The organism is Saprospira grandis, from assembly GCF_027594745.1.
Classification (GTDB): Bacteria; Bacteroidota; Bacteroidia; order Chitinophagales; family Saprospiraceae; genus Saprospira; species Saprospira grandis.
On sequence record NZ_CP110854.1, the window covers coordinates 3,257,041 to 3,283,100 of the forward strand.

General features: G+C 47.2%; 23 protein-coding genes. 22 read left to right on the forward strand and 1 reads right to left on the reverse strand.

Annotated features, from left to right (window positions below):
- Positions 1–227: 227 nt before the first annotated feature.
- Positions 228–971, reverse strand: a complete 744-nt coding sequence (locus OP864_RS12835; protein WP_270098564.1) for a hypothetical protein — start codon at positions 969–971, stop codon at positions 228–230.
- A gap of 204 nt (positions 972–1,175) precedes the next feature.
- Between OP864_RS12835 and glmM the strand changes: the two genes are divergently transcribed.
- The 22 genes from glmM (at position 1,176) to OP864_RS12945 (ending at position 25,911) form a co-directional block, all read left to right on the forward strand.
- Positions 1,176–2,567 carry a phosphoglucosamine mutase gene (gene glmM, locus OP864_RS12840; protein WP_270098565.1) on the forward strand — a complete coding sequence of 464 codons (1,392 nt, stop codon included), beginning with the start codon at positions 1,176–1,178 and terminating at the stop codon, positions 2,565–2,567.
- Between the two features lie 151 nt (positions 2,568–2,718).
- Complete coding sequence (locus OP864_RS12845) at positions 2,719–3,849, forward strand: cysteine desulfurase family protein (protein WP_270098566.1); 1,131 nt, start codon at positions 2,719–2,721, stop codon at positions 3,847–3,849.
- Between the two features lie 283 nt (positions 3,850–4,132).
- A complete protein-coding gene (locus OP864_RS12850) occupies positions 4,133–4,852 on the forward strand; it encodes a helix-turn-helix transcriptional regulator (protein WP_270098567.1) in 720 nt (239 codons plus the stop codon).
- Positions 4,852–5,379, forward strand: coding sequence for a helix-turn-helix transcriptional regulator (locus tag OP864_RS12855; RefSeq protein ID WP_270098568.1), 528 nt, complete (start codon positions 4,852–4,854; stop codon positions 5,377–5,379). The genes OP864_RS12850 and OP864_RS12855 overlap by 1 nt, the downstream gene beginning before the upstream one ends.
- A 61-nt stretch (positions 5,380–5,440) precedes the next feature.
- Positions 5,441–5,773 (forward strand): STAS domain-containing protein, encoded by a 333-nt coding sequence (locus OP864_RS12860; RefSeq protein WP_041329686.1) that lies wholly within the window; start codon positions 5,441–5,443, stop codon positions 5,771–5,773.
- 62 nt (positions 5,774–5,835) lie between these two features.
- Positions 5,836–6,711, forward strand: coding sequence for a protoglobin domain-containing protein (locus OP864_RS12865; RefSeq protein WP_270098569.1), 876 nt, complete (start codon positions 5,836–5,838; stop codon positions 6,709–6,711).
- Positions 6,712–7,071, forward strand: a complete 360-nt coding sequence (locus tag OP864_RS12870) for an STAS domain-containing protein (protein WP_002657047.1) — start codon at positions 6,712–6,714, stop codon at positions 7,069–7,071.
- A complete protein-coding gene (locus tag OP864_RS12875; RefSeq protein ID WP_270098570.1) occupies positions 7,071–7,469 on the forward strand; it encodes an anti-sigma regulatory factor in 399 nt (132 codons plus the stop codon). Before OP864_RS12870 ends, OP864_RS12875 begins: the two co-directional genes overlap by 1 nt.
- Positions 7,466–8,068, forward strand: coding sequence for a SpoIIE family protein phosphatase (locus OP864_RS12880; RefSeq protein WP_270098571.1), 603 nt, complete (start codon positions 7,466–7,468; stop codon positions 8,066–8,068). The genes OP864_RS12875 and OP864_RS12880 overlap by 4 nt, the downstream gene beginning before the upstream one ends.
- A 7-nt stretch (positions 8,069–8,075) precedes the next feature.
- The gene (locus tag OP864_RS12885; protein WP_015693538.1) at positions 8,076–9,704 is read left to right on the forward strand and encodes an ATP-binding SpoIIE family protein phosphatase; all 1,629 of its coding nucleotides are present in this window, start codon (positions 8,076–8,078) and stop codon (positions 9,702–9,704) included.
- Between the two features lie 534 nt (positions 9,705–10,238).
- The gene (locus tag OP864_RS12890) at positions 10,239–12,488 is read left to right on the forward strand and encodes a SulP family inorganic anion transporter (RefSeq protein ID WP_270098572.1); all 2,250 of its coding nucleotides are present in this window, start codon (positions 10,239–10,241) and stop codon (positions 12,486–12,488) included.
- A 4-nt stretch (positions 12,489–12,492) separates the two neighbouring features.
- Entirely contained in the window at positions 12,493–13,293 is an 801-nt protein-coding gene (locus OP864_RS12895; RefSeq protein WP_270098573.1) for a queuosine precursor transporter, read from the forward strand.
- A gap of 28 nt (positions 13,294–13,321) precedes the next feature.
- Positions 13,322–14,059 carry a chromophore lyase CpcT/CpeT gene (locus OP864_RS12900; protein WP_270098574.1) on the forward strand — a complete coding sequence of 246 codons (738 nt, stop codon included), beginning with the start codon at positions 13,322–13,324 and terminating at the stop codon, positions 14,057–14,059.
- Between the two features lie 282 nt (positions 14,060–14,341).
- Complete coding sequence (locus OP864_RS12905; RefSeq protein ID WP_270098575.1) at positions 14,342–16,615, forward strand: methyl-accepting chemotaxis protein; 2,274 nt, start codon at positions 14,342–14,344, stop codon at positions 16,613–16,615.
- Between the two features lies 1 nt (position 16,616).
- Complete coding sequence (locus tag OP864_RS12910; protein WP_270098576.1) at positions 16,617–17,120, forward strand: chemotaxis protein CheW; 504 nt, start codon at positions 16,617–16,619, stop codon at positions 17,118–17,120.
- Positions 17,121–17,489: 369 nt separating this feature from the next.
- Positions 17,490–17,873, forward strand: coding sequence for a response regulator (locus OP864_RS12915; RefSeq protein ID WP_270098577.1), 384 nt, complete (start codon positions 17,490–17,492; stop codon positions 17,871–17,873).
- On the forward strand, positions 17,854–18,903 hold the full coding sequence (cheB, locus tag OP864_RS12920; RefSeq protein WP_270098578.1) for a chemotaxis-specific protein-glutamate methyltransferase CheB: 1,050 nt from the start codon (positions 17,854–17,856) through the stop codon (positions 18,901–18,903). The genes OP864_RS12915 and cheB overlap by 20 nt, the downstream gene beginning before the upstream one ends.
- A 271-nt stretch (positions 18,904–19,174) precedes the next feature.
- Complete coding sequence (locus OP864_RS12925) at positions 19,175–20,830, forward strand: chemotaxis protein CheA (protein WP_270098579.1); 1,656 nt, start codon at positions 19,175–19,177, stop codon at positions 20,828–20,830.
- Complete coding sequence (locus tag OP864_RS12930; protein WP_270098580.1) at positions 20,823–21,311, forward strand: hypothetical protein; 489 nt, start codon at positions 20,823–20,825, stop codon at positions 21,309–21,311. The genes OP864_RS12925 and OP864_RS12930 overlap by 8 nt, the downstream gene beginning before the upstream one ends.
- Before the next feature lie 3 nt (positions 21,312–21,314).
- Entirely contained in the window at positions 21,315–22,157 is an 843-nt protein-coding gene (locus OP864_RS12935) for a CheR family methyltransferase (RefSeq protein ID WP_270098581.1), read from the forward strand.
- Entirely contained in the window at positions 22,154–22,936 is a 783-nt protein-coding gene (locus OP864_RS12940) for a CheR family methyltransferase (RefSeq protein WP_270098582.1), read from the forward strand. Before OP864_RS12935 ends, OP864_RS12940 begins: the two co-directional genes overlap by 4 nt.
- 341 nt (positions 22,937–23,277) lie before the next feature.
- Complete coding sequence (locus tag OP864_RS12945; RefSeq protein ID WP_270098583.1) at positions 23,278–25,911, forward strand: TonB-dependent receptor; 2,634 nt, start codon at positions 23,278–23,280, stop codon at positions 25,909–25,911.
- Positions 25,912–26,060: the final 149 nt, after the last annotated feature.

A 26,060-nucleotide genomic window follows, 5' to 3' on the forward strand; every position in this document is an offset into this window, starting at 1 on the left:
GGCGAGCGCAGCGAGCCTGGTCTAGCAGGGCGCGAAGCGCCCGCAGGCCTAGCGATGTGGAGGGGTGGCCGTTAGGCCAGACCGAGCCAGCTTGCTGGCGAAGGGCCGAGCGAATAGCGAGCCCTGAAGCGTAGCGCCGACGAGCGTAGCGAGGCGGAGGCCCCAAATAGCACATAAAAGAATAAGAATGGCCCATCTTCTGCGGAGAGAGATGGGCCATTGCTTTGTTAATTAGAAGCGAGGAAAGTCATATTGAGGATATATCCTTTTTCTGCTTTTTGTTCCCAGGGGATGCCGATACAATTGGCGATATTTCCGTTGCATTGGGTATCTAAGATCAGTTGTTCTTTATAGATGAGGCCATAATTTTTGGCATATCGTTCTAGGCTATAGCGGCGTTCAATATTATTGATTTTATCGACTTGCAGGACCGTCAGTACGGAGTCGAAGCTTTGGCCATTATAGGTATAGCTGCCATCTAGTTCAATAATCTCGAAGGCGTCCCAATCCTTATAAATATCGATACTGCCGCCGGGGATACTAATCACGGTATCTCTGCGGATATAGGGAATGCCATCCCATTGGCGGTTCATTTTTAGGGGGAAGCTCAGGTTGATATAGCGTTGATTATTTTCTATGCGGTAGGCAAAGCTTCCTTCAATTTGGATGGCCCAGACCTCGGCCAGTTGCCAGGGGGAGCTATCTCTTTTATAATATCGGTTGAGGCGTTGGTAGCTTTGGTTGCGGTTATCGGTTTCTTGGCCGCCGACTTCCTCCTTAATGAGTAGAGAAACCGTGTCGATAGTCCGGTCAAAATCATTATAATAAATGCTATCTACCTGATAGATCACATAATGTCCGCTATCGGTGGGGAAATAGCTAAGCTCGAAATCGGGGAAGGATTCCGTTTCTTTTTGGCAATTGATTAGGAGGAGCGAGAGGGCGAGGAGCAGGAAAAAAGTAGGCCGCATAGTAGGATGATTTGGAAGAAGCAAAGAAAAAGGGGAGTTTTGAATCGGATCACTGTACAATGATAAATAAAAAAACTATTTTTGGGCAAAATTTGAAAGCGTTCTTTAGGGAAAGGGCTTTGAGATGGGGGAGAACTTCTAGGATTTCATTGAGTATGAGGTATTAGGGAGACATTTTTAATTTAAACGTAAACGCTAGAGCTTTTGGCACTATTAAAATCAATTTCGGGAACTCGGGGAACAATTGGGGGTGCAGTAGGAGAGAACCTCACCGCTCAAGATTTGGTAGAGAGTACGGCGGCTTATGCCTATTGGATTAAGCAAGAGACGGGCAAAGATGCGCCTGCGGTAGTATTGGGAAGAGATGCGAGAGTATCTGGAGAGTTGATCGAGCAGTTGGTTTCGGCGACTTTGCGGATGATGGGGGTAAATGTTTATACCCTTGGTTTGTCGACTACGCCTACGGTAGAGGTAGCGGTTATGCAAGAAGAGGCTGATGGCGGGATTATTTTGACGGCCAGTCACAATCCGAAGGAGTGGAATGCCTTAAAGTTTGTGAATCATCGGGGCGAGTTTATTTCGGCTAGAGATGGCAGTGAGATTTTGCGTTTAATTTCTTCTGGAGAAGTGGAGTATGCGCAGGTGGACCAGTTGGGGACTTGCCGCAAGAAAGTGGGCTATATTCAGAAGCACATTGATTTGATTATGCAGCTCAAGTTGGTTCGTTCAGAATTGACTAAGGAGAAAAAATATAAGGTAGTCATTGATTGCATCAACTCTACGGGCGCTATTTCTATGGTGCCTTTATTGGAGCAGTTGGGTTGCGAGGTGATTGCGATTAACGATGAGGTTACGGGGCGTTTTGCGCATAATCCAGAGCCTTTGCCAGAGAACCTTTCTGCCTTATCGGCCGAGGTGCTCAAGCAAAAAGCAGATTTGGGTATTGCGGTAGACCCTGATGTTGATCGTTTAGCTTTGATCTGTGAAGATGGAGAGCCCTTTGGCGAGGAGTACACCCTAGTGGCGGTAGCCGATTATATTTTGGGCCAAGAAGGGGGCGGGAACACCGTCTCGAACCTATCTTCTACTCAAGCTTTGGCCGAACTGACTAAAAAGCATGGGGGCAAGTATACGGCTTCTGCTGTTGGAGAGGTCAATGTGGTGCAGATGATGAAAGAAGTAGAGGCGATTATTGGAGGAGAGGGCAATGGCGGAATCATTTATCCGGCCTTGCACTATGGTCGAGACGCCATGGTAGGTATTGCGCTCTTTTTGTCATTTTTGGCGAGCACAGATAAGCGGGCTTCGGTTTTGCGTTCAGATTATCCCAATTATGTCATCATTAAGGATAAAATTCAGTTGACGCCACAAATTGACATAGACCAACTGCTAGCTGCTTTAGAGAAAAAGTATGTCAACTATCCTAAGAATACAATTGATGGGCTCAAGATCTTCATTGATGAGAACTGGATCCATCTTAGAAAGTCGAATACAGAGCCGATCATTCGCATTTATACGGAGAGTGCTTCTTCTGTAACGGCTCAAAACTTGGCAAATAAAATCAAGTCTGATGTTCGCGAGATCATCATGGCTTAATTGGAGGCTTTTTGCTATTTAGCAGATGGTTTTAACAGTTCTTTGAGAGAAAATAAAAGGTTGCACATTCTTTAGGGATGCGCAACCTTTCTTATTGTTGAGTTAGCCTTTGGGGCGAACTTATCATTTATACAGCAAACAACAACATCTTATGCAACGAATTTATTTTGACAATGCGGCAACGACGGCCCTTCGGGAGGAGGTCCTTACGGCTATGCTCCCTTTTTTGCGTCAGCAATATGGCAATCCATCATCTATTCATGCCGAGGGACGGGCGGCTAGGGCGGCTGTAGAGAAATCTCGCCGCAATATTGCTCGGGCCATTGGGGCCAAGCCTTCGGAGTTATTTTTTACTTCTGGTGGTTCGGAGGCCAACAATACGGCGATCAAGGGGGCGGTAGCGGCCTTGGGCGTCAAGACCATCATTTCTACCGAAATTGAGCATGCTTGCGTACGCAATTCTGTTGGACAGATGCAGGATGCTGGGGTCAAGAGCATTGATTTAGCGATCGATCAGTTTGGTCGGGCCGATTTGGGCCAATTGCGGACTCTTTTGGCCAAGGCCGAGGGCAAGGTGCTGGTCAGCCTTATGCACTCCAACAACGAGTTGGGCACCCTCAACGACATTGCCGCTATTGCTGCTCTTTGCCAAGAGTTTGGCGCCTATTTTCATACCGACACGGTGCAGACCCTGGGTTATTACCCCATAGATGTCAAGCAAATGGCACCCATCCATTTTATGTCGGGTTCTGCGCATAAGTTGCATGGGCCCAAAGGCGTAGGCTTTTTATACATTCGCCAGGGCATTCATATTCCGGCCCTGATTGTTGGCGGTGGCCAAGAGCGGCAGCTGCGTTCGGGCACCGAGAATGTGGCGGGCATTGTGGGCTTTGCCAAAGCTGTTGATTTGGCCTTAGCCGAAATGTCGGAGCATCGGGCGCATATTTCGGACCTAAAAAGCTACCTCATCGAGCAGCTGCAAACTCATTTTGGAGAGCGGCTGTCCTTCAATGGCGACTGGCAGGGAGAGAGTCACTATAAGGTGCTTTCGGTCAATTTTCAGAGCGAGCTCCCCACCGATATGCTACTCTTCAAGCTCGATTTGGCGGGCATTAGCGCCTCTGGTGGCTCGGCTTGTAGCTCGGGCGCACTCAAGGGCTCTCGGGTCTTGTCGGCGCTGGGGGTGCCCGATGAATTACGCAGTTTGCGCCTTTCTTTTTCCTATGAAAATACAAAAGAAGAAATAGACCGCTGTATTGCGGCTTTATTGAAGATTGTCTAGTGGTTTTTGGGGCCTCCGCCTCGCTTCGCTCGTCGGCGCTACGTTTCGGGGCTCGCAGCTCTGCTCGGCCCATCGCCAGCAAGCTGGCTCGGTCTGGCCTTCGGCCACCCCTCCACATCGCTAGGCCTGCGGGCGCTTTGCGCCCTGCAAGCTGCTCCTCCCTTTGGTCGTCGAAGAGAGGAGCATTTCTTTGGAGAGAAAATCAAAATAAATCCCCCAAAAGGGGGGTGTTTTTACTAAAAAAAATAAATAAAGACCTATTTTAAAGCGCAAAGACCAAAATATGAACATCAAACAACATACAGATAAAGAGCAACAACTTTTATTAGAGTTGCAAACCTGGAGCTTAAGCAGAGACTTAGAGCGCCTAAGTCATTATTTTGATGGGATGCCTGGCCCTTTATCGGTGGCGGTTATGCATGCTCGCCGCTTTGATTTTGCCTATGTCAATGAAAGTTTTAGGCAATTTTATGGAGTAGCCGAGGAAGAAGATTTAGTCAGCTTTGGCCGAGAGCGTTTTCTTAGTTTTGTAGAGCCGAGCAGCTTGGCGCATTATCTTCGGCTGCAGCGTTGGCGAGACTGGAAAAAGGAATTAAATCCTTATCAGTTATTGGTCAAACTGCGTTCGGTTTGGACCAAAGAGTATCAGCTGCGCTTGGCCTCTCATCAGCCCTCGCAGGATGGGAACTGGGTGTTTTCGCTCAGTGTCCCTGTCAATGAGGCGGGCATTTGGAGCCAGCGGCTAAAACGACAGCTCCGAATTAGCAGTTTGCAGCTGCGGTACTATGAGCATTATCGGCGCCTATCGCCTAGAGAGCTAGAGGTCCTAGCGCATTGGGGGCAGGGCAAAAGCATGCAGCAAACGGCAAGCCTACTCAGTTGCTCTAGCGAAACGGTTAAGCAACATCTTAGTAACTTGCGGGCCAAGCTGCCTTTTAGCAGTTTTCATGAGTATATGCGCTTTATACAAGCTTTTGAGATTTACCCTAAAATAGCAGGCTAATGCAAGAAAAAGAGCCCGTTAATTATTGCCTATTTGCTCCCCTTGTTTGTGGACAGCAATCGCTGCTTTGTCGCTTGCAAACTGGAGCCCAGGAAGGCCCCTGGGGAGGAGGCTGCCAGCCCATATTCAATCAAGAAGAGGGGGGACATCACTGGCAGTTGTGTCAGCGCAAAACCGAGGGAAACTGGCAGGTAGATTTGGCCCATTATCAGGCCGATACAGGGCAGTTGTCTATCCGAGCTATACAGTTTGGCCCCTTAGGAGCCTATCAGTTTTCTAAAGAAATGCTCGAGCAAGAGCTGGCCAAGCAGGTCGATACAGATAAATATGCTCAATTAAGTGCAAGAGAAAGAGAATTGTTATTATATTGGGTAGAAGGAAAGACGGCAAAAGAAATTGCTGAATTTTCGGCCCGTAAAGAAGCTACCATAAAAACTCAGCTCAAGCAATTGCGCAAAAAGCTGGGCCTGAAGAGCAGAGCAGAGCTTTGGCACTTTGCCGATCGTTTGGGTTTGTTGGATAGTTGATTGGGGGGCAATAATTTAAAGAAAAGATAACCGTACATTCGTTTAATAGATAATAGAAATTATGCAAGTTCACGTAACCACAAAAAATGACATTTTGGTCCTTAGCTTTGAGGGCAGCCTAGATACAGGAACCGCTAGCTTTGCCGAGGCCGAAATCAATAAGCATATCAATGCACATAGCAAAGTCATCTTCAATTTGGACCAAACCAAATTTGTGAGTAGTGCGGGACTACGTGTATTTTTGGCCACAGCCAAAAAAATGTTGGGCCTAGGTGGCTCTCTTAAAATTTGTAATGCCAATGAGGTCGTTACCGAAATTCTTGATATGTCGGGATTTAGCAGCATCATGGATGTGCAACCTGACCTAGATGCAGCTATGGCGGCATTCGCTTAAGGGAGAATAAGTAGGAGCCCCTAACTCCTTCCCCATGAGCCCCAAGAATAAATTCTACTAAAATGTCACTGACCTCCTCTAATCTTAAAAGCCGCTTCTTTATCCAAGATGATCAGTTAGCACTTTTGCAAACTGTTTCTAAACAGATGTTAGACCGCTTGCCAGTTATCATTGATGAGCTGTATGAGCATATGTATCAGTTTCCAAAGTTTAAGGATTACTTTCACTCTGAAGACTATATCGCTAAGGTCAAGCAGCTGCAAATAGAGCACTGGCGCTCTTTCTGGGAAGATGACCTAGATGATGCTTATTTGCATAAGCGAGTACGCATCGGAGAGGTACATGCCCGCATCGGCCTGCCTTTAGATATGTATTATGATGCCGTCATGATACTCAATAAACTCTTTGAAGACGAATTTAATGCTTTGAGGGTAGAGACCGTAGCTTTGTCTACTGCCTATCACCGACGGGTGTCTTTAGATGTCTATATTGTTGTAGATACCTACAACAGAATCATGAAGGAGCGCCTAGAGGAGCAAAATGAAGCTTTGCGAGAAATGTCTACCCCTGTAGCCCAAATCGCCGAGCATATTTTATTATTGCCTTTAGTGGGAATTATTGATTCTAAACGTGCTCAGGAGCTGATGAGCAGTATGCTCGATAAGGTGGGGCAAACGGCCGCTAAAGTTTTTATCTTAGATATTAGTGGAATTGCTGTAGTGGATACCGCTGTAGCCAACCACCTCATTAAAATGACTAAAGCTTCTCGCCTGATGGGCTGCGATTGTATTATCTCAGGCATCTCGCCTGCAGTGGCCCAAACTATTGTAGAGCTAGGGGTGCAAATTGATGAAATTATCACGGAGGGCACTATGCGGGCCGCTTTAAATGAAGCCTATAAACTGACTGGCTTAGAACTTCGACAAATTAAAAAATAGATGGAACAACTCCATAGAATACCTGTACAGCGCTCAGAGGACAAATTGATTGTTCCTATTCAGTATGAGCTAACAGCTCCTGCCTTGAACGCCTTAAAAGATCGCCTTTTTAATCAGATCCAAGGCCAAAACTACAAGGGGGTAGCTTTTGATCTCTCTGGTTTGGAGCTCATCGATGCAGAAGAACTAGAAAGTCTGCTGCAACTGATGCGAACGCTCAAAATTGTAGGTCTGGTCCCTGTGCTTTGTGGACTCTCTCCCGGTCTAACCGCCACTATTGTCGGTCTAGACATTTCTTTTGATGCCCTAGCCGTAGAGGCAGATCTTAAATTGGCCCTAGAATACTTATCTAAGTTATAATGGAACTTGTTTTTAGACAACATATTCGTACAGAGATGGACCTACATCTCACGATCCATAAAACAAGCAATTTGCTTAAGGATCTAGGCTTTCCTACTATTGCAGTAGCTAAGCTGAGTACTTCTGTGTCTGAATTGGGCTATAATATTTTAAAGTATGCTAAAGAAGGCTATTTTAATATAGAAAAGATCAACTATCCCCGCCTAGGCGTAAGGGTGGTGGCCATAGATCAAGGACCCGGAATTGAAGATATTGAGGCCGCACTACAAGATAGTTTTAGTACTTCCGGAACCCTAGGCCTTGGCCTTCCTGGCGTTCGCCGAATGATGGATGAATTTAACATCAAAAGCGAGTTTGGTAAGGGAACCGAGGTGAGCATCGTAATTTATAAATCATGAGTTGGGTCAGACGATATGAGGACGAATACTTCCAGTTACACTATTCTTGGCGAAATTGCCGAGGAGAGCAGTGCTGTGGAGATGCAGTACTGGTCCACAGAGAAGAAAGTTCTATCTTCTTGGCCCTGATTGATAGCCTTGGCCATGGCCCAAAAGCCGCAGAAATGTCAGATAAGCTTAAAGCCTATCTGAAAAAATATCACTATCTTCCGCTAGACGAATTGCTCCAAAAGGCTCACCGCCACTTTGAAGCAAGCCGAGGCGCAGCCCTAGCGGTTTGCCGCCTGCATGAAGATGGTCGCTTAGAGTATATCGGACTGGGCAATGTCGTGGTCCGAATTCTCGAACACCAACAAGAACAATTGCTGGTGTCTAAGGATGGCGTGCTGGGCCAAAGAGCCCGGCAGTTCCAAATCACTGAGCATCAATTGTTGCCAGGATATGCCCTGATGATGTATTCGGATGGTATTAAAGGACGCCCCCTTTACCGTAAGAGTTGGCCCCTCAGAGGAACGCCCGAACTCTTATCAGATATTATCGAAAACTATGGACGTAGCTATGATGATCTCTCTATAGTCTACCTTAACCTCCTGAAATAACCTGCTTATGTTCTTGCACACTAGCCATATTCGAATACAAGCCATAGAAGATATTTACCACTTCAGACATAAAGTCTTTAGTGTGGCAGAGTTGCTGACTGTAGACGCCATTACAGTCACTACCCTAAGTAATTCTATCTCTTCCTATTTGCGCAAATTGCCCTACCCCCAAGAGGTAGAGGTGCAGCTCAAAGGCGATGGAGAAAAAATTACACTCAGCGTTCAGGTGCAAAGATCGGCTAAGGAAGAACGCCTCTTGGCTGCTTTCTTTGACGAAATCCAACCCACCAATAATAGTAGCGAGCTCTTGCTAATCAAGCATTTTCGCCTCAGAGAAGATTTTGAAGGGAAGTTCCGCGCCGCCTCTAATATCCTAGACCTAAAAACAAAGGAGGAGCTGGCCCAAGAATTACTCGAGTCTTCAGAAAATCTCCGTAAGGCTACTTTGGCCAAAGCACGGATGGAAAACGAGCTGAATGTAGCCCGCGATATCCAACTTAGTATGCTGCCGCTTAGCTTTCCCGCTTTTCCCAATAAAGATGAAATTGAGGTCTTCGCCCAACTCATCCCCGCCCGAGAAGTAGGAGGCGATTTCTACGATTTTTATTTCCTCGATGATCGCCACCTCGCTATTGTGGTCGGAGACGTTTCTGGTAAAGGCGTTCCTGCCGCCCTCATGATGGCGGTCTGTAAAACACTGCTCAAATCAAGAGCAAGTACAGAGCAATCTACGGCTAGTATTCTCACTTATGTGAATACCGAAATGGCTAAGGATAACCCCAAGTCGATGTTCGTGACGCTCTTTATGGGCATTCTCGATGTGCAAACTGGGCAGTTTACTTATTCTAATGCGGGACACAACCCCACTTATATCCGCCGAGCCGATGGCGAACTCGAACGCCTGAGCAAATTACATGGCCCCGTTTTGGCCGCTATGGAGGGCCTCGTCTATCGAGAGTCTACTATAGAACTCAAAACCGATGATCTGGTTTTTGCCTATACCGACGGAATTACAGAGGCCCATAATGAGGCAAATGAGCTGTTTTCGGACGAGCGCCTACAACAATTGCTCAAACAATATCCCGATGAACAGGCCCAGCCTACCGTAGAACGCATTGTTCAAGCTACCCAAATTTTCAAGGGGGAACGAGAGCAGTTTGATGATATTACGGCTATCGCCCTGAGCTTCTTAGGCAAAGGCCAAGCCGTGGCCACCTACGATAAGGAGTTCTGTATCAAGAACGAAATTTCTGAGGTCCAACGAGCCATGATTATCTTTGAGGAGTTTGCTCATGAGCATCGCATTCCTATGCCGGTTATGCTCAAGGTCAATATTGTCCTCGATGAACTATTATCTAATATTATTAAGTATGGCTTTGAGGATGAGGATCGCCTCCAACTCATCGACATTAAAATAGAGTTGCAAGCCGGCAAGCTATTACTCGAAATTTCGGATCGTGGCCTGCCCTTTAACCCCTTCCAAAAAACGCCGCCTGACTTGAGCAAGTCGATTGAAGAGCGCGAAATTGGTGGCTTGGGGATCCATTTGGTCCGCAAACTGATGGATGAGCACTCTTATAAACGCAAAATTGATCAGAATGTCGTACTCATGATTAAGTACAATATTTTTGAGTAATTTTTGGGGCCTCCGCAGCTTCGCTGCGGCGGTTACTCCCTTTGGTTGTCGAACTGCGCCCTGAAGGGCTTGTTGTCCTTGCGGGGCTCGCAGGTCTGCTCGGCCCTGCGGCGGCTTTGCCGCCTAGGTCTGCCGCTTCGCGGCACCCCTACAGGCAGCTAGGCCTGCGGGCGCTAAAGCGCCCTGTAGACTGCTCCTCCCTTCGGTCGTCGAAGTAGGGCAGTCTTTCCCTATTTTAGCCCCTAGCGTTTTCTATAGCTTCCTCCCCCCCAATATTCTGGCCTTTGGGCCAGAGGCAGAGCGGCGGCTATCGGCTGAGGGATGGAAAGTGGTGCGGCGCAGCCGCAGACCCAAGTTTTTGAGCGCAGCGAAAAAACTGCAGGGCCGAGCAGACTTGCGAGCCACGACAGAGCCCGACCCAAGGCCGTAGGCCGCAGGGGCAGCCCCAAAAAAACAAAAAACAAAGAAGAACAAGCAGTCTGCAAAACGCAAGCTGATGCAAAGACCCCATTATTCGCAGTACGGAAAGCAGATATGATAGGACAAAAATTTAGGCAAGAATGGCGTAGCAACTGGCTGCAGGCCAAACCTTCCTGGCAAGAGGATGGAGTGGCTGCATTTAGTATGGCTATGGTCACCATACCGCTTTGCCTAGGGATTGCCCTAGCTTCGGGAGTTCCGCCCATGGCCGGTTTATTTTCGGCTATTATGGGTGGGTTGATTGCCACTCTTTTTCGGAGTAGCCAATTGACCATGAATGGCCCCGCAGCTAGTTTAATTGTAGTCACCCTGAGTTGTATAGAGCTCTTGGGAGATGGCAATGCCTTGGCGGGATTTCGGTATTTTTTAGCGGCCACAGTAGTAGCTGGAGTGTTTTTGATGCTCTTCGGCCTTCTTCGTTTGGGCCGTTATGGAGATATATTTTCTAGATCGGTTATTTATGGTGTTTTAGGCGCTATTGGGCTGATCATTTTGGGTAAACAGATGCCGGTGGCCTTAGGCGCCGAGAGCTGGGCCCTAACGCCCATGGAGAGCTTGGAGGAGATTCCAGAGCTCTTTTTGCGCCAAAACCCTATTGTGGGGCTGATTACCTTGGGCTCGGTGGCCCTTTTGGTCTTGCAGGCCTATACCAAAAACCGTTGGATACAGATGATTCCGGGCCCAGTTTGGGTTATTGGTTTCAGTATGATTATGGCTTATGTGCTCAATTTGGATGAGCCGCATACGGTGGAGGCCATGGGCCAAAGTTTTGCTTTGGGCCCCGATTTATTGGTCAATTTACCTGAGGATATTTGGGAAAATGTGGTCTATCCCGACTTCTCGAAGTGGGATCATTTTTACTTCTGGCAAATTGTGGTCACCATCACCCTGATTGTGTCTATTGAGACGGTAATTTCGGCCAAGGCTATGGATAAAATTGATCCTTTGGGTCGACAAACCAATCTGAATAAGGATCTTTTTGCTTGTGGATTGAGCAGTATTTTTTCGGCCTGTATTGGTGGCCTGCCCGTGATTACGGCCGTGCCTATGTATTATGGGGCAAAAACAAAATGGGCCAATTTATTTCAGGCCCTGATGTTGGTTATTTTTGTGCTCTTTTTGCCTGTATTTGCTAAGGGGGTGCCCTTGGCGGCACTGGCGACCTTGCTTATTTTTACGGCCTATAAATTGGCTTCTCCAAAAATCTTTAAGGATACTTTCCGTCTAGGGTTAGAGCAGTTTGTGGTCCTTATTTCGACCCTACTCATGATTCTTTTTAACGGCTTACTTTGGGGAATTGCCTTTGGTTTTGCCGTGACTATTTTCTTGCAGTATAGCCAATCTAATTTAGAGTTTAAGCAGTTTTGGCGTTACCTTTTGCGCCCCGATATTCAGGTAGAAGAGCGGGCCGATGGGCAGATTTATGTGGCCATTAAGGGCGTCATCAACTTCATCAATATTTTACAGCTAAAAAATACGCTGCGTTCGGCCAACAAAAAGGACCTCTTGATTTTGGACCTTTCTAATACTCGTTTGGTAGACTCGGCGGTTTTGGAGTACCTCAATGAGGAGGTAGAGCGCTATGATTTGCCCAACCTCAACTTTGATATTATTGGTCTAGATGCGCATGAAACCTCTTCGCGTCACCCCAATGCCATGCACGTATTGCCCGAAAACAAAAAGCCACAGCTGACCAAAAGGCAGCAGGCTTTGGGCGAATTGGCAGAGGCAAAAAGCGGGCAATTTTGGCCCGAACTGAGTTGGGAGGTGAATATGCTCAAGCAGTTTAGTTTTTTCCAGACTCGGCCCATTGAATATAAACTCAATATGGCTAAGGGGAACTACCAACTCTTTTTTGAATGGGAGAGTTGTGATTTGACCTTTGCCCAGGGGGCGCTTTTCAATGCGCAGGCCTATCATAGTAGTATTATCTTGTTGCACCTTCCCTTTAATGCACCGCTTTTTGTTTTGGAGGCCGAAAAAGGCCCCACTAAAATAGGCGCGCAATTATCGGTTTATAAGGATGTCAACTTTAGATCCCATCCCCAATTTTCGCATCGCTACCTTTTGCGTGGCCCAAGCGAAAAAGATATGCGTGAGTTTTTTGATACAGATTTGCTCGACTTTTTGGAGAGCCAGCCCACGCACTATATCGAATCGAACGGAACCATGATTTTCATAATGCACCAGTTGCGCTTTGCCTCTTTACAAGAAATGCGAGAAATGCACAATTTTGCAGAGGAACTCTCTAAAAAGCTCATGTTGAGCTGGCGCAAACAAACTCAAGCACAATTAAAATCTTAGGAACATGAATCATATTATTCAATATAAGGCCAACCGTTTATTTTTGGTCCTAGGAGGTTTCTTTATTGCCAATGCAATTATTGCAGAATTTATTGGCGTGAAAATCTTTTCTCTAGAGGCTAGCGGTGGTTTTGACCCCCTAGGATTGATGATTCTAGGCTATGAACTCAATTTAGATCTTACGGCTGGTGTTTTACTTTGGCCCGTTGTTTTCATTATGACCGATGTCATCAATGAGTATTTTGGCGCCAAAGGGGTGCGCTTCCTCTCGCAGGGGGCCGTGGTCCTTATTCTCTACGCCTTCTTAATGGTCTTTCTGAGTATTGCACTGGTGCCCGCCAGTTGGTGGCCAGGCAGCCGAGCAGGCAATGGAGGACCAGAAGATATGCAAGTCGCATTTCAAGCTATTTTTGGACAAGGACTCTGGATTATCGTGGGCTCGCTCACCGCCTTTTTAGTGGGCCAAATTGTAGATGTAATCGTTTTTCAACGCATCAAAAGAGCAACCGGAGAAAGCCGCATCTGGATGAGAGCAACGGGCTCTACCCTGGTCTCTCAACTTATTGATAGCTTTGTGGTCCTTTATATCGCTTTTGGCCTAGGCGCCGATTGGACCTTTGACCGCATCATTGCTGTAGGAACCGTTAATTATATTTATAAATTTACTGTGGCCATCCTCCTAACGCCTTTGCTTTATTGGATGCACCACATTATTGATAACTATTTGGGCAAGAAATTAGCTGATGAACTTAAAGACACAGCACTTATCCCAGTCAAGGAATCATCTTCAAAAGAAGGAGAGTAGTCTCCATCAATAACCGATCATCAATCTTATGCAGAAAAAACAGCTATGGGCGATCTTGCTCTTGGTATTTGCTTTGGCCGCTTGTACTGGCGGTAAAAAAGCAGGTAATTCACTTTATGAAAAGTCAAGCAAAACTCCAGAGGAGATCTCCAAAATATTTAACAAATTTGACCGCCTAAAATCACAGCTAGTAGGCCACTTTAGTAATCGTCAACAACTTTTAGAAGAAAATAGCGCCGAACCCCCCCAAGAGTTTGTGGTGGTTCCCATTTTCCAATATGACCGCCCAGGAGAGTTTTGGGTCTATCTCGAACTATTTTCTCCCGATATGAAAGAAAGCCCACTCGATCAACGCATCGAACAGTATGTGCAAATTGATCGCGATAGCTTTCGCCAAGAGGTGTATTACCTCAAAGAACCCGAAAAGTATATCAATGCCTGGAAAAAAAGCAAGTTCCCTAAACTCGATATCCGTAAGGACCTGATTAAGAACCCCGCCTGCGACCTGACAATCATTCATCAGGAACACAAAAAAGGAAGCTTCAAAACCCTAATGCCCGATGAGGTAACCTGCGAAATGCTTACTTCTACTACGGCCGCCCGCTATGTCGACCTCATGTATGAAACTACCGATGAGGGCTATACTATGTGGTTTACTTTCTATGATAAGAATAAACAAAAACTCAAGGCTACAGAAGGCCCCGGCCTGTCTTTCCTCCGCCTCAATCCTGGCGATGAAGGGTATATAAAAGTAGGGAAGAATTAGTCTAAATAATTTGAAAGTCTAATTGTTTTTGCTTATTATTAAATGAGCATTCAAAAGATACAAAGGCCTCGCTCTGCGAGGCCTTTGCTATTTCTGCCCTCCCACATTTTATGTATGAAGTCTTGCTAGCCCTTTTGTCTAAAGAGAAATTTACTGGCAGAATAATGCGAGTAAAGAGCACCCCCTTTAGCTCATTTTCTCGTTAAACAAATAGAATGTATTCCCCCGTTCCCTCCTCTAAAGAAGCACTTACTTTTTTAGAGAGATATAGAAATAATTAGCATGAACTATCAACAAATTTATGAGCAGCTCCCTACGCCTGCAATTATCCTATCCGAAGACCTTCGGATAGCGGTAGTAAATCAAGCTGCTACAGAATTATTAAAGCAGGAGGCAAGCCAACTCATTGGTGAGTATAGCAGCATCTGCCTGCCTTTTGTGCCGCAGGCCCTACAAGCTTACCGCAAAGGAGAACGGCAAGCAAAAGTCTATGAGCTTTATGGCTTATTTGAAGGCGTATCTCATTTGCGCGTCCATATTCAAGAACTGAAAAATGAAGCAGAAACTAAACGCTATCTGCTTTTCCTCGAAGACCAAAGCGAACAGGCCCAAATGCAAGCCGGCTCTCAAGCCCTGCAATTGACTATCGACAAGTCTTTTGGCCGTATTGAGTTTGACCCTCTCGGAAATATCCTCTATCTCAATGATAATTTTGCCCAACTCATGGGCTTCAACTCGGCCCAAGAGGTCATCGGTAAACATCACTCTATTTTTGTGAGCGATAGCTACAAAAAATCTATAGCGTATCAACAGTTTTGGCAGTCTTTGGCCCTAGGCCAAACCCAAGAAGGGGAGTTTAAACGCCAAAATATCAAGGGCGAAGATGTCTGGATCCAAGCCGCTTATACCCCAGTCAAAAACCAAGAGGGAAAGGTGAGCAAGATTGTTAAAATTGCCCTAGATATCACAAAACAAAAAGCTATTTCACTCAATGCAGAGGCCCTCCGAGAAACTATAGATAGCTCTTTTGGCCGAATTGAGTTTGATCCAAATGGAAATATCCTAGATGTTAATGATAATTTTGTCCAATTGATGGGCTTCCATCATAAACGAGAGTTACTCGGCCATCATCATTCTATGCTGGTGGATCCCGACTACCGAAATAGTGATAAATATCAGCAGTTTTGGGCCGACCTCTCTATGGGCCAAAAACAAGAAGGGGAGTTCCGCCGCATCTCTAAAACAGGAAAAGATATTTTTATCCTAGCGGCCTATACTCCCGTAGAAGATGAATCGGGCCGAGTGACTAAGGTGGTCAAAATAGCTAATGATATTAGCCGCCAAAAAGAGGTGGTCCTAGAAGTCAATCGTGTGGTGGCCGCCGCAGGCCAAGAAGGTAATCTGGGCGCTCGACTCAAGCTAGAAAATGCAAGTGGCGACTGGCTAATGCTGGTCGATTCTGTCAATATGCTGCTCGAATCAGTCTCTACACCCATTGGCCAACTCGGCAAAATTATCGACCAATTGGCAGAGGGCGACCTCACTGGCCAATTCGATATAGAAGCTCAAGGCGATATCCGCAATCTTAGCGAAGGAATCAACCAAGCTATCCTTAGCCTCAATGGCCTGCTCACAAATACGGCCCAAATTGCCGATCTGCTGGCTACTGCCTCAGAAGAAATGCTGACCAAGGGCGAGGAAATGCAAAGTACAACCAAAGAAGCCGCTTCCGCAACTCAACAAATGGCCCAAGGAGCCCAACAACAGGCCCAACAAACCGATGAGGCCAGCAAGCAAATGGATGAGCTGCTCAAGGCCGCTAACCTGATGAAACAAAAGGCCGAGCTGATTAACCAAGCCGCTCATAAGGGCCAAAGTTCTTCCTCAGAAGGCCTAGCTACCCTCAAATTGATGGTCGATAATATGGAGTCGATCCGCCAATCTGCCCAAAGTACAGCCCAGTCTATTTCGGTGCTCTCCAACCGCTCCGAGGAAATTGCAAGCACGCTCAGCATTATTACGGATATCGCCTCGCAAACCAATTTACTGGCCCTAAATGCCGCTATCGAAGCCGCTAGAGCCGGTGAAGCCGGCCGAGGTTTTGCCGTGGTCGCCGAGGAAATTCGCAAACTGGCCGAGGGCTCCCGCCGCTCTGCCGTCAATATCGAACGCATTATCCGAGAGGTCCAAAAGGATATCTATGCCGCCAGCCGAGCTATCGAGCTGATGGAGGAAAATGTGAAGTCGGGCGGAGAAGCTTCTAAGGAGGCCGAAGAGGTGTTTAAGGATATTCAAGAGTCTAATAACCAAACGTTTAGCCTCTCGGAAAGTATCGTCTATTCTAGCAATCAACAAAAGGAGGCTATTGATGCTACAGTCCGAAATATCGAGAAAATTGTCGTGGTCGCCGAGGAAACCGCCTACGGTACCGAACAGGTCGCCAATTCTACCCGAGTGCTCAGCCAAGGGATGAATGAGGTTTCAGCAACCAGTAAGGACCTGGCCGAAGTGGCTACCCAACTCCAAGAGAATATTCTGAAGTTTAAATTGAGATAATATGCCCAAAGAGGAAAATCAACAGGCCTATATCTCGCTGGATGAACTGCAACAGGCCGCCCAAGAGGAACGCAAAAAAATGAGCGACACAACCGAAGGTCCGCAAATCCAATTGGTGAGCTTTGAGCTTGGAGAAACGACCTACGCCCTCCCCATTTCGGCCGCTAAAGAAGTGCTGCCCTGCCCCCCTATGGCCAAAATTCCCAAGGCGCAGGCCCATATCCAAGGGGTGGTCAATGTCCGTGGAGAGATCCTTGCAGCCATCAATATCTTTAACTTGCTCGACCAAAAAATAGGGGCCGAACAAAAGGCGGACTTCTTTCTGGTCCTCCAACAAAAGGATAAAAAACAAGGCCTACTCATCCCCAAACTGCCCGAAACCCTCAAGGTGAATCTCCAAGATCTCCAAAAAGCGGATGGGCTCTTCCAAAATAATCCCTATATCAAGGCCCTTTTTCAAACCCCAAAAGGAATTGCGGTGCTTCTAGATATTGATAAAATTTAAGCTGCTGTTTTGGGGCCTCTGCAGCAAGGCTGCAGCGGTTACTCCCTTCGGTCGTCGAACTGCAAACTAAAGTTCTTGTTGTCGTTTATTCCCCTTGGTCATCGAACTGGCGCCCCTATAGGGGCTGGTTGTCGCAGCTCGCTGCTGTTTTGGGGCCTCCCGCCTTCGGCGGGCGCTACGTTTCGCAGCTCGCTATTCGCTCGGCCCTGCGCCAGCAAGCTGGCTGGGTCTGGCCCTGCGGGCCACTGCTGCACATCGCTAGGCCAATACAAAGGGCCTTTGGCCAAAAAACTCGCCAAGGCTCGCCAAAAAATAAAGGGCTAGGCCCTAAGTTCATTTTTAATTATCCACCCTCCTCAAAAATCCATTATGAAAAAGAAAGTCTTAATTGTAGACGATTCGCTCTATATGCGTAGCCTGATCCTCAAGTCTTTTCAGGCCGCAGAAGAAGAATATGAAGTGGTTGGCCAAGCCGCCAATGGCGAACAAGCTATTGATTTGGCCATGCTCCTAGAACCCGACCTCATTACCCTAGATAATATTCTACCCGATATGATCGGTAGCGATATTCTAGAGGTTTTCCAAGCCGAAGAACTAAACGCCAAAGTCATTATGATTAGCGCCGTAGGCCAAGAGTCTGTTATTCAAGATTGCCTAAAATTGGGGGCCTCCGCCTATTTGGTCAAACCCTTTACCCCAGAAGAATTACTAGAGATTGCAAATAAATGCCTCAATGACCAAACTACCGAATAAGCCCAAACGCATCCTTTTGGCCGAAGATTCGGCTGTGATGCGCCAGCTGATTCGTTCTTGGTTGGGCACTAATCGAGGCTATGATATTGTGGGCCAAGCCAGAGATGGTAAGGAGGCCGCAGAAATGGCCGCCAAATTTCAACCTGATTTGGTCCTGATGGACCTTTTTATGGGCGATTACGACGGCCTTTATGGGGTAGAGCAAATTATGAAATCAAACTGCCCTTGTCCCATTTTGTTGCTCTCTGCAGCTAGCCAAGGCGAAGAGCTTTTGCTCAAAGCCTTGGCCGCTGGGGCCACCGATGTACTGGCCAAGCCCTCTTTGCGCAATGGCAATTTGCAGCATTTTGGTCTAGAGTTGGACCAAAAAATTAAGGCGGCCCTAGCCACTAATTTGGCCCAAAAACCACAGGCTTTTGCTAGCCAAGCCAAACACTCTTTTTCAACAGATTTGCCCTACGAAATGCTATTGTTGGGCGCTTCTACTGGCGGTCCCGCCACCCTAGAGTTTATTTTGGCCCAATTGCCCGAAAATTGGCCGCTGCCTATTGTTATTGCCCAGCATATGCCGCAGGCCTTTTTGCCCGCTTTTGCCCGCCGCCTACAAAAGTTGTCGAAACTAAAGGTGAGTCTGGCCCAAAATGGAGAACGTCCAAAACCCAATCAGGTCTATTTGGCCCCTGGAGATCATCATTTGCTCTTGCAGGGAACTCCTAATGACTACCTTTTTGCTTGGAGCCAAAGAAGACATCCCTCCTATAATTACCCCTCTGTCGATGCCCTTTTTGAGTCGGCTGCAGAGGTGATCGGAAAAACTCTTTTGGGGGTTTTGCTTACGGGAATGGGGTCCGATGGGGCCAAAGGCTTATTGGCCATTAAGGAGGCTGGCGGCTTTACGATCAACCAAGATGAAGCTAGCTCTAGCATTTATGGAATGCCCCGAGCCGCCCAACGAATAGGCGCCAGCCGAAGGGAGTTGTCTCTCTCGGCTATTCCGCCCTTTTTGGTCCAATTACTAGATATGGAGTAGGCGGCAAAGCCGCCCTGGCCGCAGGCCAAACGGCCTAGCGATGTGCAGCAGTGGCCATTAGGCCAGACCCAGCCGCAGCAGGCGGCGCAGGGCCGAGCGAACAGCGAGCTGCGAAACGTAGCGCCTGCCGAAGGCGGGAGGCCCCAAAACAGCAGCGAGCTGCGGAACGACAACAAGGCCTTTAGGCCGCAGTTCGACGACCGAAGGGAGTAACCGCCCGCCGAGGCGGGAGGCCCCAAAAAAACAGTTAAACTCAGTAAAAGCAAAACAGTTGGAAACAGGAGATGAGTACAAGGCGATATTTTTAGCAGAAGCAGAACAGCAGCAGGCGGAACTAGAAGCCTTGTTTTTGCAGCTAGAAGCTAGTCCCGAGCGCAAAGACCTCTGGGCCCCTATTTTTAGGTTGACGCACACCCTAAAGGGGAATGCTATGGGCCTAGGTTATGAGGGCATTGCGGCGGTGAGTCATCTTTTGGAAGATTATTTTAAGGCTTTACAGGCTGGAGAATTTCCGCTTTGGCCCGATGATATTGCGCTTTTTTTGCGAAGCAGTGACCTACTTTCTGATTTAATTGCGGCCATTCGGACGGAAGAAAAACTGGCCTATAAAGGCTTTAGCACCAAGCTAAAAGTAGCCTTGCGAAAGGCTAAAAAGCGGGGAAATAGGGTGGAGGTGCTGCCTACCTCTGAAGAAAAAGAAGCGCCTAAAGAGCCCGCCGAAAACCTATCGGCTCCTCGAGATATTCGGCTTTCGGACCATTTGAAAGTGCCCATAGAACGGCTAACGCAGCTGCTCAATTTGGTGGGAGAGCTCAGTATAGAAAAGGACCGATTGATGTTGGAAGATCAGCAGGAAAAAGGCAATGATTATCGCTTTTTGACCTTACATCGGCTGAGTACAGAGCTGCAATACCAGATTATGCAATTGCGGATGTCTGAGTTGCAGTTGCTCTTTGCCAAATATCCGAGAATCTTGAGTGATTTGTGTCGACAAACGGGCAAAAAGGCCCGCTTAGAGATTCGGGGAGGACAGACGGAGATTGACCGCAACCTTTTGCCCGTTATTGCCGATGCCTTACAACATTTGTTGCGCAATGCGATGAGTCATGGCATAGAAAAGCCAGCGGAACGCCTATTGGCGGGCAAAGAGGAAGTAGGGACATTATTGTTGCAGGCAAGGACCAATAAGGACCAGGTTGTTATTGAGTTGACTGATGATGGAGCGGGCGTAGACCGTAAAAAAATTGAGCAAAAACTCATTGAATTAGGTTGGCTAACTGCGGCCCAGCTAGCCAAATTGAGTGATGAAGAATGCTTTGAGTACCTCTTTAAATCGGGTTTTTCTTCGGCCAGTGAATTGACCGATTTGGCGGGTAGGGGGGTGGGCCTAGATGCGGTTCGGAATGCCCTACAATCTTTGGGGGGCAAACTGAGTTTGTCCACTGTTTTAGGTAAAGGAAGTACCTTTTGTTTGCAAATGCCTTACTCTATGGCCATGCGCACCGTGCTCCTTTTTGAGCAAGATGGACAAAGCTTTGCCCTGCCTATTGATATGGCGGATTTGGTCTTGAGCATTAGGCGCAAATCTTTAGAGTGGGTGGGCCAGAACTGGATGTGCAACTATGAGGGCGACTTTTATCCGATTCGGGCTTTGGCCCAGGTATTTGGGCAAAAAAAAGAAGGCATAGCCGAGCTAGATGCAGAGGCGGAGCTTCAGCTCTTACTTTTGCATTATGGAGGTCAGCGAATGGCCCTTTGGGTAGATCGTTTGCAGCAACAAAAAGAGATTTTTGAACGCAAATTAGCTCCTCCCTTAGACCAGCATCCTTTGTTTAGACGAGCTGCGATTTTGGGCAATGGCGAAGTTTGTTTGCTATTGACCATAGACACACTATTTGAGGACTTCAAGCGAGAACGGGATGCGTAAACAAGAAGAATTTAGTCAGTTGCTATTGGCTGCTGTACCCAAAATGCTGGAGCTTTTGCAGAGCTATAGTGGGAAAAAGGTAAACTACTTGGGCATAGACTGCCTGGACCAACTTCCGGAGGAGGGGAGTTGTTGGCAAACCCAGCTGAAAGGCCCAATTGTAGGCGCATCTTTCTTGCTCATTCCTCAGGCTTGGAAACAAGCCATTTTGGCCCAAGCAGGGGCGGCCGTCCCTGCCGAAATGGAAGAAGCCTTTTTTCTCGAACTGGACAACATCCTTTCGGGGAATTTTTTGGCCAGCTTTGCCGACTATTATGAGGGCTTAATTTATGGTTTACCCCCAGTATTTAAAGACTGGAAAGAGATAAGCGCCGAGAGTTGGTCTTTTCGCTTATCTTTTAGCGCAGAGGGCATCCCCAAGCCGGTCTGTATTTATTGGACCGTAGCTGGGGAACAGCTACCCAAAAATAGGATAAAATAAGCCATGAAGTTTTCTACACCTGCGCCAGCTAGCGATGAAGAACTAGCTGCTTTTATTTCTGCAGTTAAACAGCGTTTTGGTATGGATTTTAGCGGATATGAAGCAAAATCCTTAAAACGAGGACTTTCTCGCCTGATGCTGCGTTATGATTATACCCTACTCACACAGCTTTGGGGACATATTTTGAAGGACCGCCAAATGATTCAACATTATGTAGATGAGTTGATGGTCAATTTAACGGCCTTCTTCAGAAATCCAGAGCTCTGGCGAGGATTAAGAGATGAACTCTTGCCAGAGTTTAAGTCTAGAAGGTCCATGAAGGTTTGGCATGCAGGCTGTTCCTCTGGCGAAGAAGCCTACAGTATGGCGATTTTGCTCAAAGAGAGCTACTTTTTGCAACAGGCCGAAATTTGGGCCTCTGATCTTAGCCAGAAAATGCTGGATCGAGCAAAAAAGGGCTGCTATTATAGCAGTAGCCAAGGCCGCTTTTTTAAAAACTATGAAGAGTTTAGCCCTCGCAATAGGGCCAAAGCTTACGTTACTTTAACAGAAGACCAAAAGGACTTCTGTATGCACCCTAACTTGAAGAAGAAGATTAACTTTTTTCAACACAATCTTGTCCAAGACGATTACCCCCAAGATTTCGACTTGATTTTGTGCCGCAATGTCATGATTTACTTTGACGAGCGGCTCAAAATGAACAGCCTCAAGCGTTTTCATCAAAGCCTCAAGCCAAATGGCTATTTGATTATTGGCTATTATGATGTACTCCCCAAAGCTGGACAAGATTATTTTGAACCCTATTGCTTGAGCCGTCGAATTTATAAAAAGAAGGAATTATTATGATGGTAAGAACCGAAGAAATTGACTCTCTGCTTTCTGGTTTGGCCAATAAATTTGGTGCAGACTTTAAAGGCTATTCCCCAAGTTTTCTAAATGAAAGAGTAGAGTTGCTGATGGAAGAAGAACAGATTAACTCTATTTTTTCGCTTTGGAGCCAAATTTTGCGCAATGCCGATTTGGGCCAAAAAACAATTCGCTTTTTGCAGGCTAGAGATAATAGCTTTTTTCATACCCTTTCTCAATGGCGACACTTTAAGCAGTTGCTAGAAGAAAAAGCAAGCGGAAATCTGCATATTTTGTATATGCAAGTAGGAAGGGGCGAGGGCCTGCACAGTTTGGTCCTTTTGCTAGAGGAAATGGGGCTGTCGGCTAAGATTGAGGCCACAGATGTAGACCCTAGCCTTTTGAAAATTGCCAAAAAAGCAGCGTATACAGATTTAGACAAACAGTTGGCGACTAAGTTTCTAGCGCTATTTCCAAATGGAAATTATAAAAAGTATCTGAGTAGCTCTAGCCCCAACCGTCTTAGCTCGCGTTATCAGAAAAACTTGAGCTATAGCAGCCGAAATTTCTGCAAGATGGTCCCTAGCCGAAATAAATATGATCTCATTATTTGTTCGGAGGTGATTAAACGCTATGATGAACAAAACCGAAAAAAGATTTTAGACCATTGCTATACTGGCCTGAAGAAAAACGGCCTGCTTTGTCTAGGTCTCCAAGATCAAATTACGGATGAAGCGGATTTTATGCCTTTGGGCATGGGGATCTTTCAAGCGAAGTAATTGGTCCAAAAGGAGCAGGCGCAGCCGCCAAGGAAAAATTCCTTGGCGGCTTTTTTTTGCAGGGCCGAGCGAAGCGAGGCCTTGCCGCGCCCAAAGGGCGCAGCCGGCCTAGGGGCCTGTAAGGGGGCCGCGCAGCGGCAGACCAAGGGCGAAGCCCGCAGGGCCGAGCAGACTTGCGAGCCCTGCAAGGGCCCGGCCGCCGAAGGCGGCAGGCCCCAAAAAATCAAAACAGAAAAAGGGACAAAGAAAAACAGTTCTGTATCTTGCGAACTAGGCCCTAGCTACGTTGATAAAAAGTATGGGCCGCCAATGCGCTCTTTCTCTCTGCACAAAAATAAATTATGTCTCGCTTAATATTTTTCTTTTTCTTCTTGGCTTCGCTCCCCTTATTGGCCCAAAAAGGCCGACTCATCGGCCAATTGACCGATGCGCAAACAGGAGAGCCGCTGCCCTCGGCTTCTATCAGTGTGTACCTCAATGATGAACTGCTCATTGGGCTGGTGACGGATATGGATGGCCGATATGACCTGAGTTTGCCCGCTGGTCCTCGGCTCAAACTCATGGCTAGTTATCTGGGTTTTCAACGTTATGAGAAGCGAGGCCTGCGCCTAAAAGAGGAGGAAGTTTTGCGCCTAGATATTGCCCTGCAAACGTTGGATGATGCCGTTCCAGAGGTGATCGTAGAGTCGTTTTCGGATAAGGAAGCAGATGCTTTGCGGGTGTCTAGAGAGGATATTCAGAATATTCCAACGACTACAATGAGCCTAGAGTCGGTGCTTCTGTATACGGCCGTAGGGGTGGCGAATCGCAACGAATTTTCTTCTCAATACTCGGTGCGAGGTGGAAATTATGATGAAAACCTGGTCTATGTCAATGGCTTTGAGATCTATCGCCCACTGCTTATTCGATCGGGCCAACAGGAGGGCCTGAGCTTTCCCAATCCCGATATGCTCGACGAATTGGCCTTTTCTTCTGGGGGCTTTAAGGCTGAGTATGGCGAGAAAATGTCTTCGGTCTTAGATGTCCGCTATCGCCGCCCTAGCCGCTTTGAGGCCAGAGCAAGCGGGAGTTTATTGGGCGGATCGCTCTATTTGGGGGGCAGAACAGAGGGAAATAAAGCCCTGACTTATACGGTGGGCGCCCGCTATAAAACGACCCAGTATTTATTGTCGAGCCTAGATATTAAGGGGGAGTATGTACCCCGATTTTTAGACCTGCAGACCGATTTGATCTATGATTTGGGCAAAAACTGGCAAATAGAAGCCATCGGAAATTATAATACGGCCCAATTTCAACTGATTCCCGAAGAATCGGCTAGCACAAGCGGCTTATACAATTATGCGATACGCCTCAGCTCGCTTTTTGAGGGCCAAGAAATTTCTAGCTTTAATACCTATATGATGGGGACCGCCCTAGCCTATAGCGGAGAGCTGAAGGTCAAAACGGTTCCAGAAAAAAAGCTGACCATTCAAGAAAATAGCCGCCACCGCATCTTATTTTCCAACTACCAATCGCAAGAGGATGAACGCATTGATGTGATCAATAATTATCGCTTGGAGGAGGTGGAAACTGGCCTTGGCGCCGATAACTTTGGCGATGTGGTGGGCACTTTGGCCTATGGCGAAACCCATCAATATGCCCGAAACTACCTGACTGCCAATGTGATTCAGGCCAAATATGTGGGCGCTTATAGCCATGAGCGCTTCAATGACTCGACTTTTACCGAGAGTAAACAGCTCTTAAAATGGGGCCTGACCTATAAAAATGAGTTTATCCGTGATGATCTAAAGGAATGGACCAGCTTCGATTCTTTGGGCTATACCCTCCCTTTTGATACGACGGCCATGCCTATTTTTGAATACATTCGGACCGATACGCAGCTATTGACGCATCGCTTTTCGGCCTTTCTACAAAATACTTGGGAGTATAAAAATGATCAACACTTTTTGCGGACCACCCTCGGCCTAAGGGCCAGTTATTGGAGCCTGAACGAAGAGTTTTTGCTGGCTCCCCGCTTTCAGCTTTATTATAGCCCCCTTTCGCAGCATCATGCCATGAGCGATACGGCCCATTGGAGCAAGGATTTAACCTTTAAATTGGCCGCCGGGGCCTATCATCAACCGCCTTTTTATCGGGAGTTGAGGAATTTGGAGGGCGAAATCAATACTTCGGTCCGCGCACAGAAATCCGTGCATATTTTGGGCGGTGTCGTTTGGGATTTTAGCTGGTATAAGCGCAAATTTAAGCTGATTTCAGAGCTTTATTATAAGCATCAATGGGACCTAATTCCCTATGATGTAGACAATGTTCGGATTCGCTATTATGGCGATAATTTGGCCAAGGGCTATGTTACGGGCTGGGATTTTCGCCTCAATGGCGAGCTGGTCAAGGGCCTAGAATCATGGGTTAATTTCTCTTTGTTGCGCGCCCGCGAAAGCTTTAATGGCGTAGCGCATAAGGTCTATACCCTAGAGGGCCAAACTGTCGATACTAGCAGTGTGGATTATGTCTCTAAACCCACCGATCAGCTCTTCATTTTCTCCATGTATTTTCAAGATGAGCTGCCTGGCGCCGAGTGGTTCAAGGTCAATTTGGCCTTTACCTTGGGTAGCGGCATGCACTATGGGGTGCCCAAAGACAATATTGTGGCCCGAAACCTCTATCGCTATTCGCCTTATCATCGCATCGATATTGGCTTTAGTCTCTCGCTTTGGGACCGCGCCAAAAAGGCCCAAGAAGCCTATAAAGACAAGAATTTATCTCTGGCTATGGCCGAACAAGCCCTCAAAAAAGATAGCAAAAATCCCTTCCGCTACCTGCGCTCAGCCTGGCTCAGCCTAGAGGTTTTCAACCTGATGGCGGTGGGCAATGTGGCCTCCAATACCTGGGTCAAGGATTTTACAAATACCAGCTATGCTATCCCCAATTATCTCTCTTCTCGCCGCGTGAACCTGCGCTTTCGTCTAGATTTTTAATGGGTTTTGGGGCGTTACTCCTTTCAGTCGTCGGCGCTACGGTTACTCCCTTTGGTCGTCGAACTGCGGACTAAAGTCCTTGTTGTCAGGGCTCGCTGCTGTTTTGGGGCCTCCGCTGCGGCTTCGCCTTGCGGCGCTACGTTTCGCAG

Bases quoted from the DNA above. Each gene is read 5' to 3' on its own strand.
- OP864_RS12835 (WP_270098564.1), bottom strand. From the start codon at position 971: ATGCGGCCTACTTTTTTCCTGCTCCTCGCCCTCTCGCTCCTCCTAATC.
- OP864_RS12845 (WP_270098566.1), top strand. From the start codon at position 2,719: ATGCAACGAATTTATTTTGACAATGCGGCAACGACGGCCCTTCGGGAG.
- OP864_RS12850 (WP_270098567.1), top strand. From the start codon at position 4,133: ATGAACATCAAACAACATACAGATAAAGAGCAACAACTTTTATTAGAG.
- OP864_RS12855 (WP_270098568.1), top strand. From the start codon at position 4,852: ATGCAAGAAAAAGAGCCCGTTAATTATTGCCTATTTGCTCCCCTTGTT.
- OP864_RS12860 (WP_041329686.1), top strand. From the start codon at position 5,441: ATGCAAGTTCACGTAACCACAAAAAATGACATTTTGGTCCTTAGCTTT.
- OP864_RS12865 (WP_270098569.1), top strand. From the start codon at position 5,836: ATGTCACTGACCTCCTCTAATCTTAAAAGCCGCTTCTTTATCCAAGAT.
- OP864_RS12870 (WP_002657047.1), top strand. From the start codon at position 6,712: ATGGAACAACTCCATAGAATACCTGTACAGCGCTCAGAGGACAAATTG.
- OP864_RS12875 (WP_270098570.1), top strand. From the start codon at position 7,071: ATGGAACTTGTTTTTAGACAACATATTCGTACAGAGATGGACCTACAT.
- OP864_RS12880 (WP_270098571.1), top strand. From the start codon at position 7,466: ATGAGTTGGGTCAGACGATATGAGGACGAATACTTCCAGTTACACTAT.
- OP864_RS12885 (WP_015693538.1), top strand. From the start codon at position 8,076: ATGTTCTTGCACACTAGCCATATTCGAATACAAGCCATAGAAGATATT.
- OP864_RS12890 (WP_270098572.1), top strand. From the start codon at position 10,239: ATGATAGGACAAAAATTTAGGCAAGAATGGCGTAGCAACTGGCTGCAG.
- OP864_RS12895 (WP_270098573.1), top strand. From the start codon at position 12,493: ATGAATCATATTATTCAATATAAGGCCAACCGTTTATTTTTGGTCCTA.
- OP864_RS12900 (WP_270098574.1), top strand. From the start codon at position 13,322: ATGCAGAAAAAACAGCTATGGGCGATCTTGCTCTTGGTATTTGCTTTG.
- OP864_RS12905 (WP_270098575.1), top strand. From the start codon at position 14,342: ATGAACTATCAACAAATTTATGAGCAGCTCCCTACGCCTGCAATTATC.
- OP864_RS12910 (WP_270098576.1), top strand. From the start codon at position 16,617: ATGCCCAAAGAGGAAAATCAACAGGCCTATATCTCGCTGGATGAACTG.
- OP864_RS12915 (WP_270098577.1), top strand. From the start codon at position 17,490: ATGAAAAAGAAAGTCTTAATTGTAGACGATTCGCTCTATATGCGTAGC.
- cheB (WP_270098578.1), top strand. From the start codon at position 17,854: ATGACCAAACTACCGAATAAGCCCAAACGCATCCTTTTGGCCGAAGAT.
- OP864_RS12930 (WP_270098580.1), top strand. From the start codon at position 20,823: ATGCGTAAACAAGAAGAATTTAGTCAGTTGCTATTGGCTGCTGTACCC.
- OP864_RS12935 (WP_270098581.1), top strand. From the start codon at position 21,315: ATGAAGTTTTCTACACCTGCGCCAGCTAGCGATGAAGAACTAGCTGCT.
- OP864_RS12940 (WP_270098582.1), top strand. From the start codon at position 22,154: ATGATGGTAAGAACCGAAGAAATTGACTCTCTGCTTTCTGGTTTGGCC.
- OP864_RS12945 (WP_270098583.1), top strand. From the start codon at position 23,278: ATGTCTCGCTTAATATTTTTCTTTTTCTTCTTGGCTTCGCTCCCCTTA.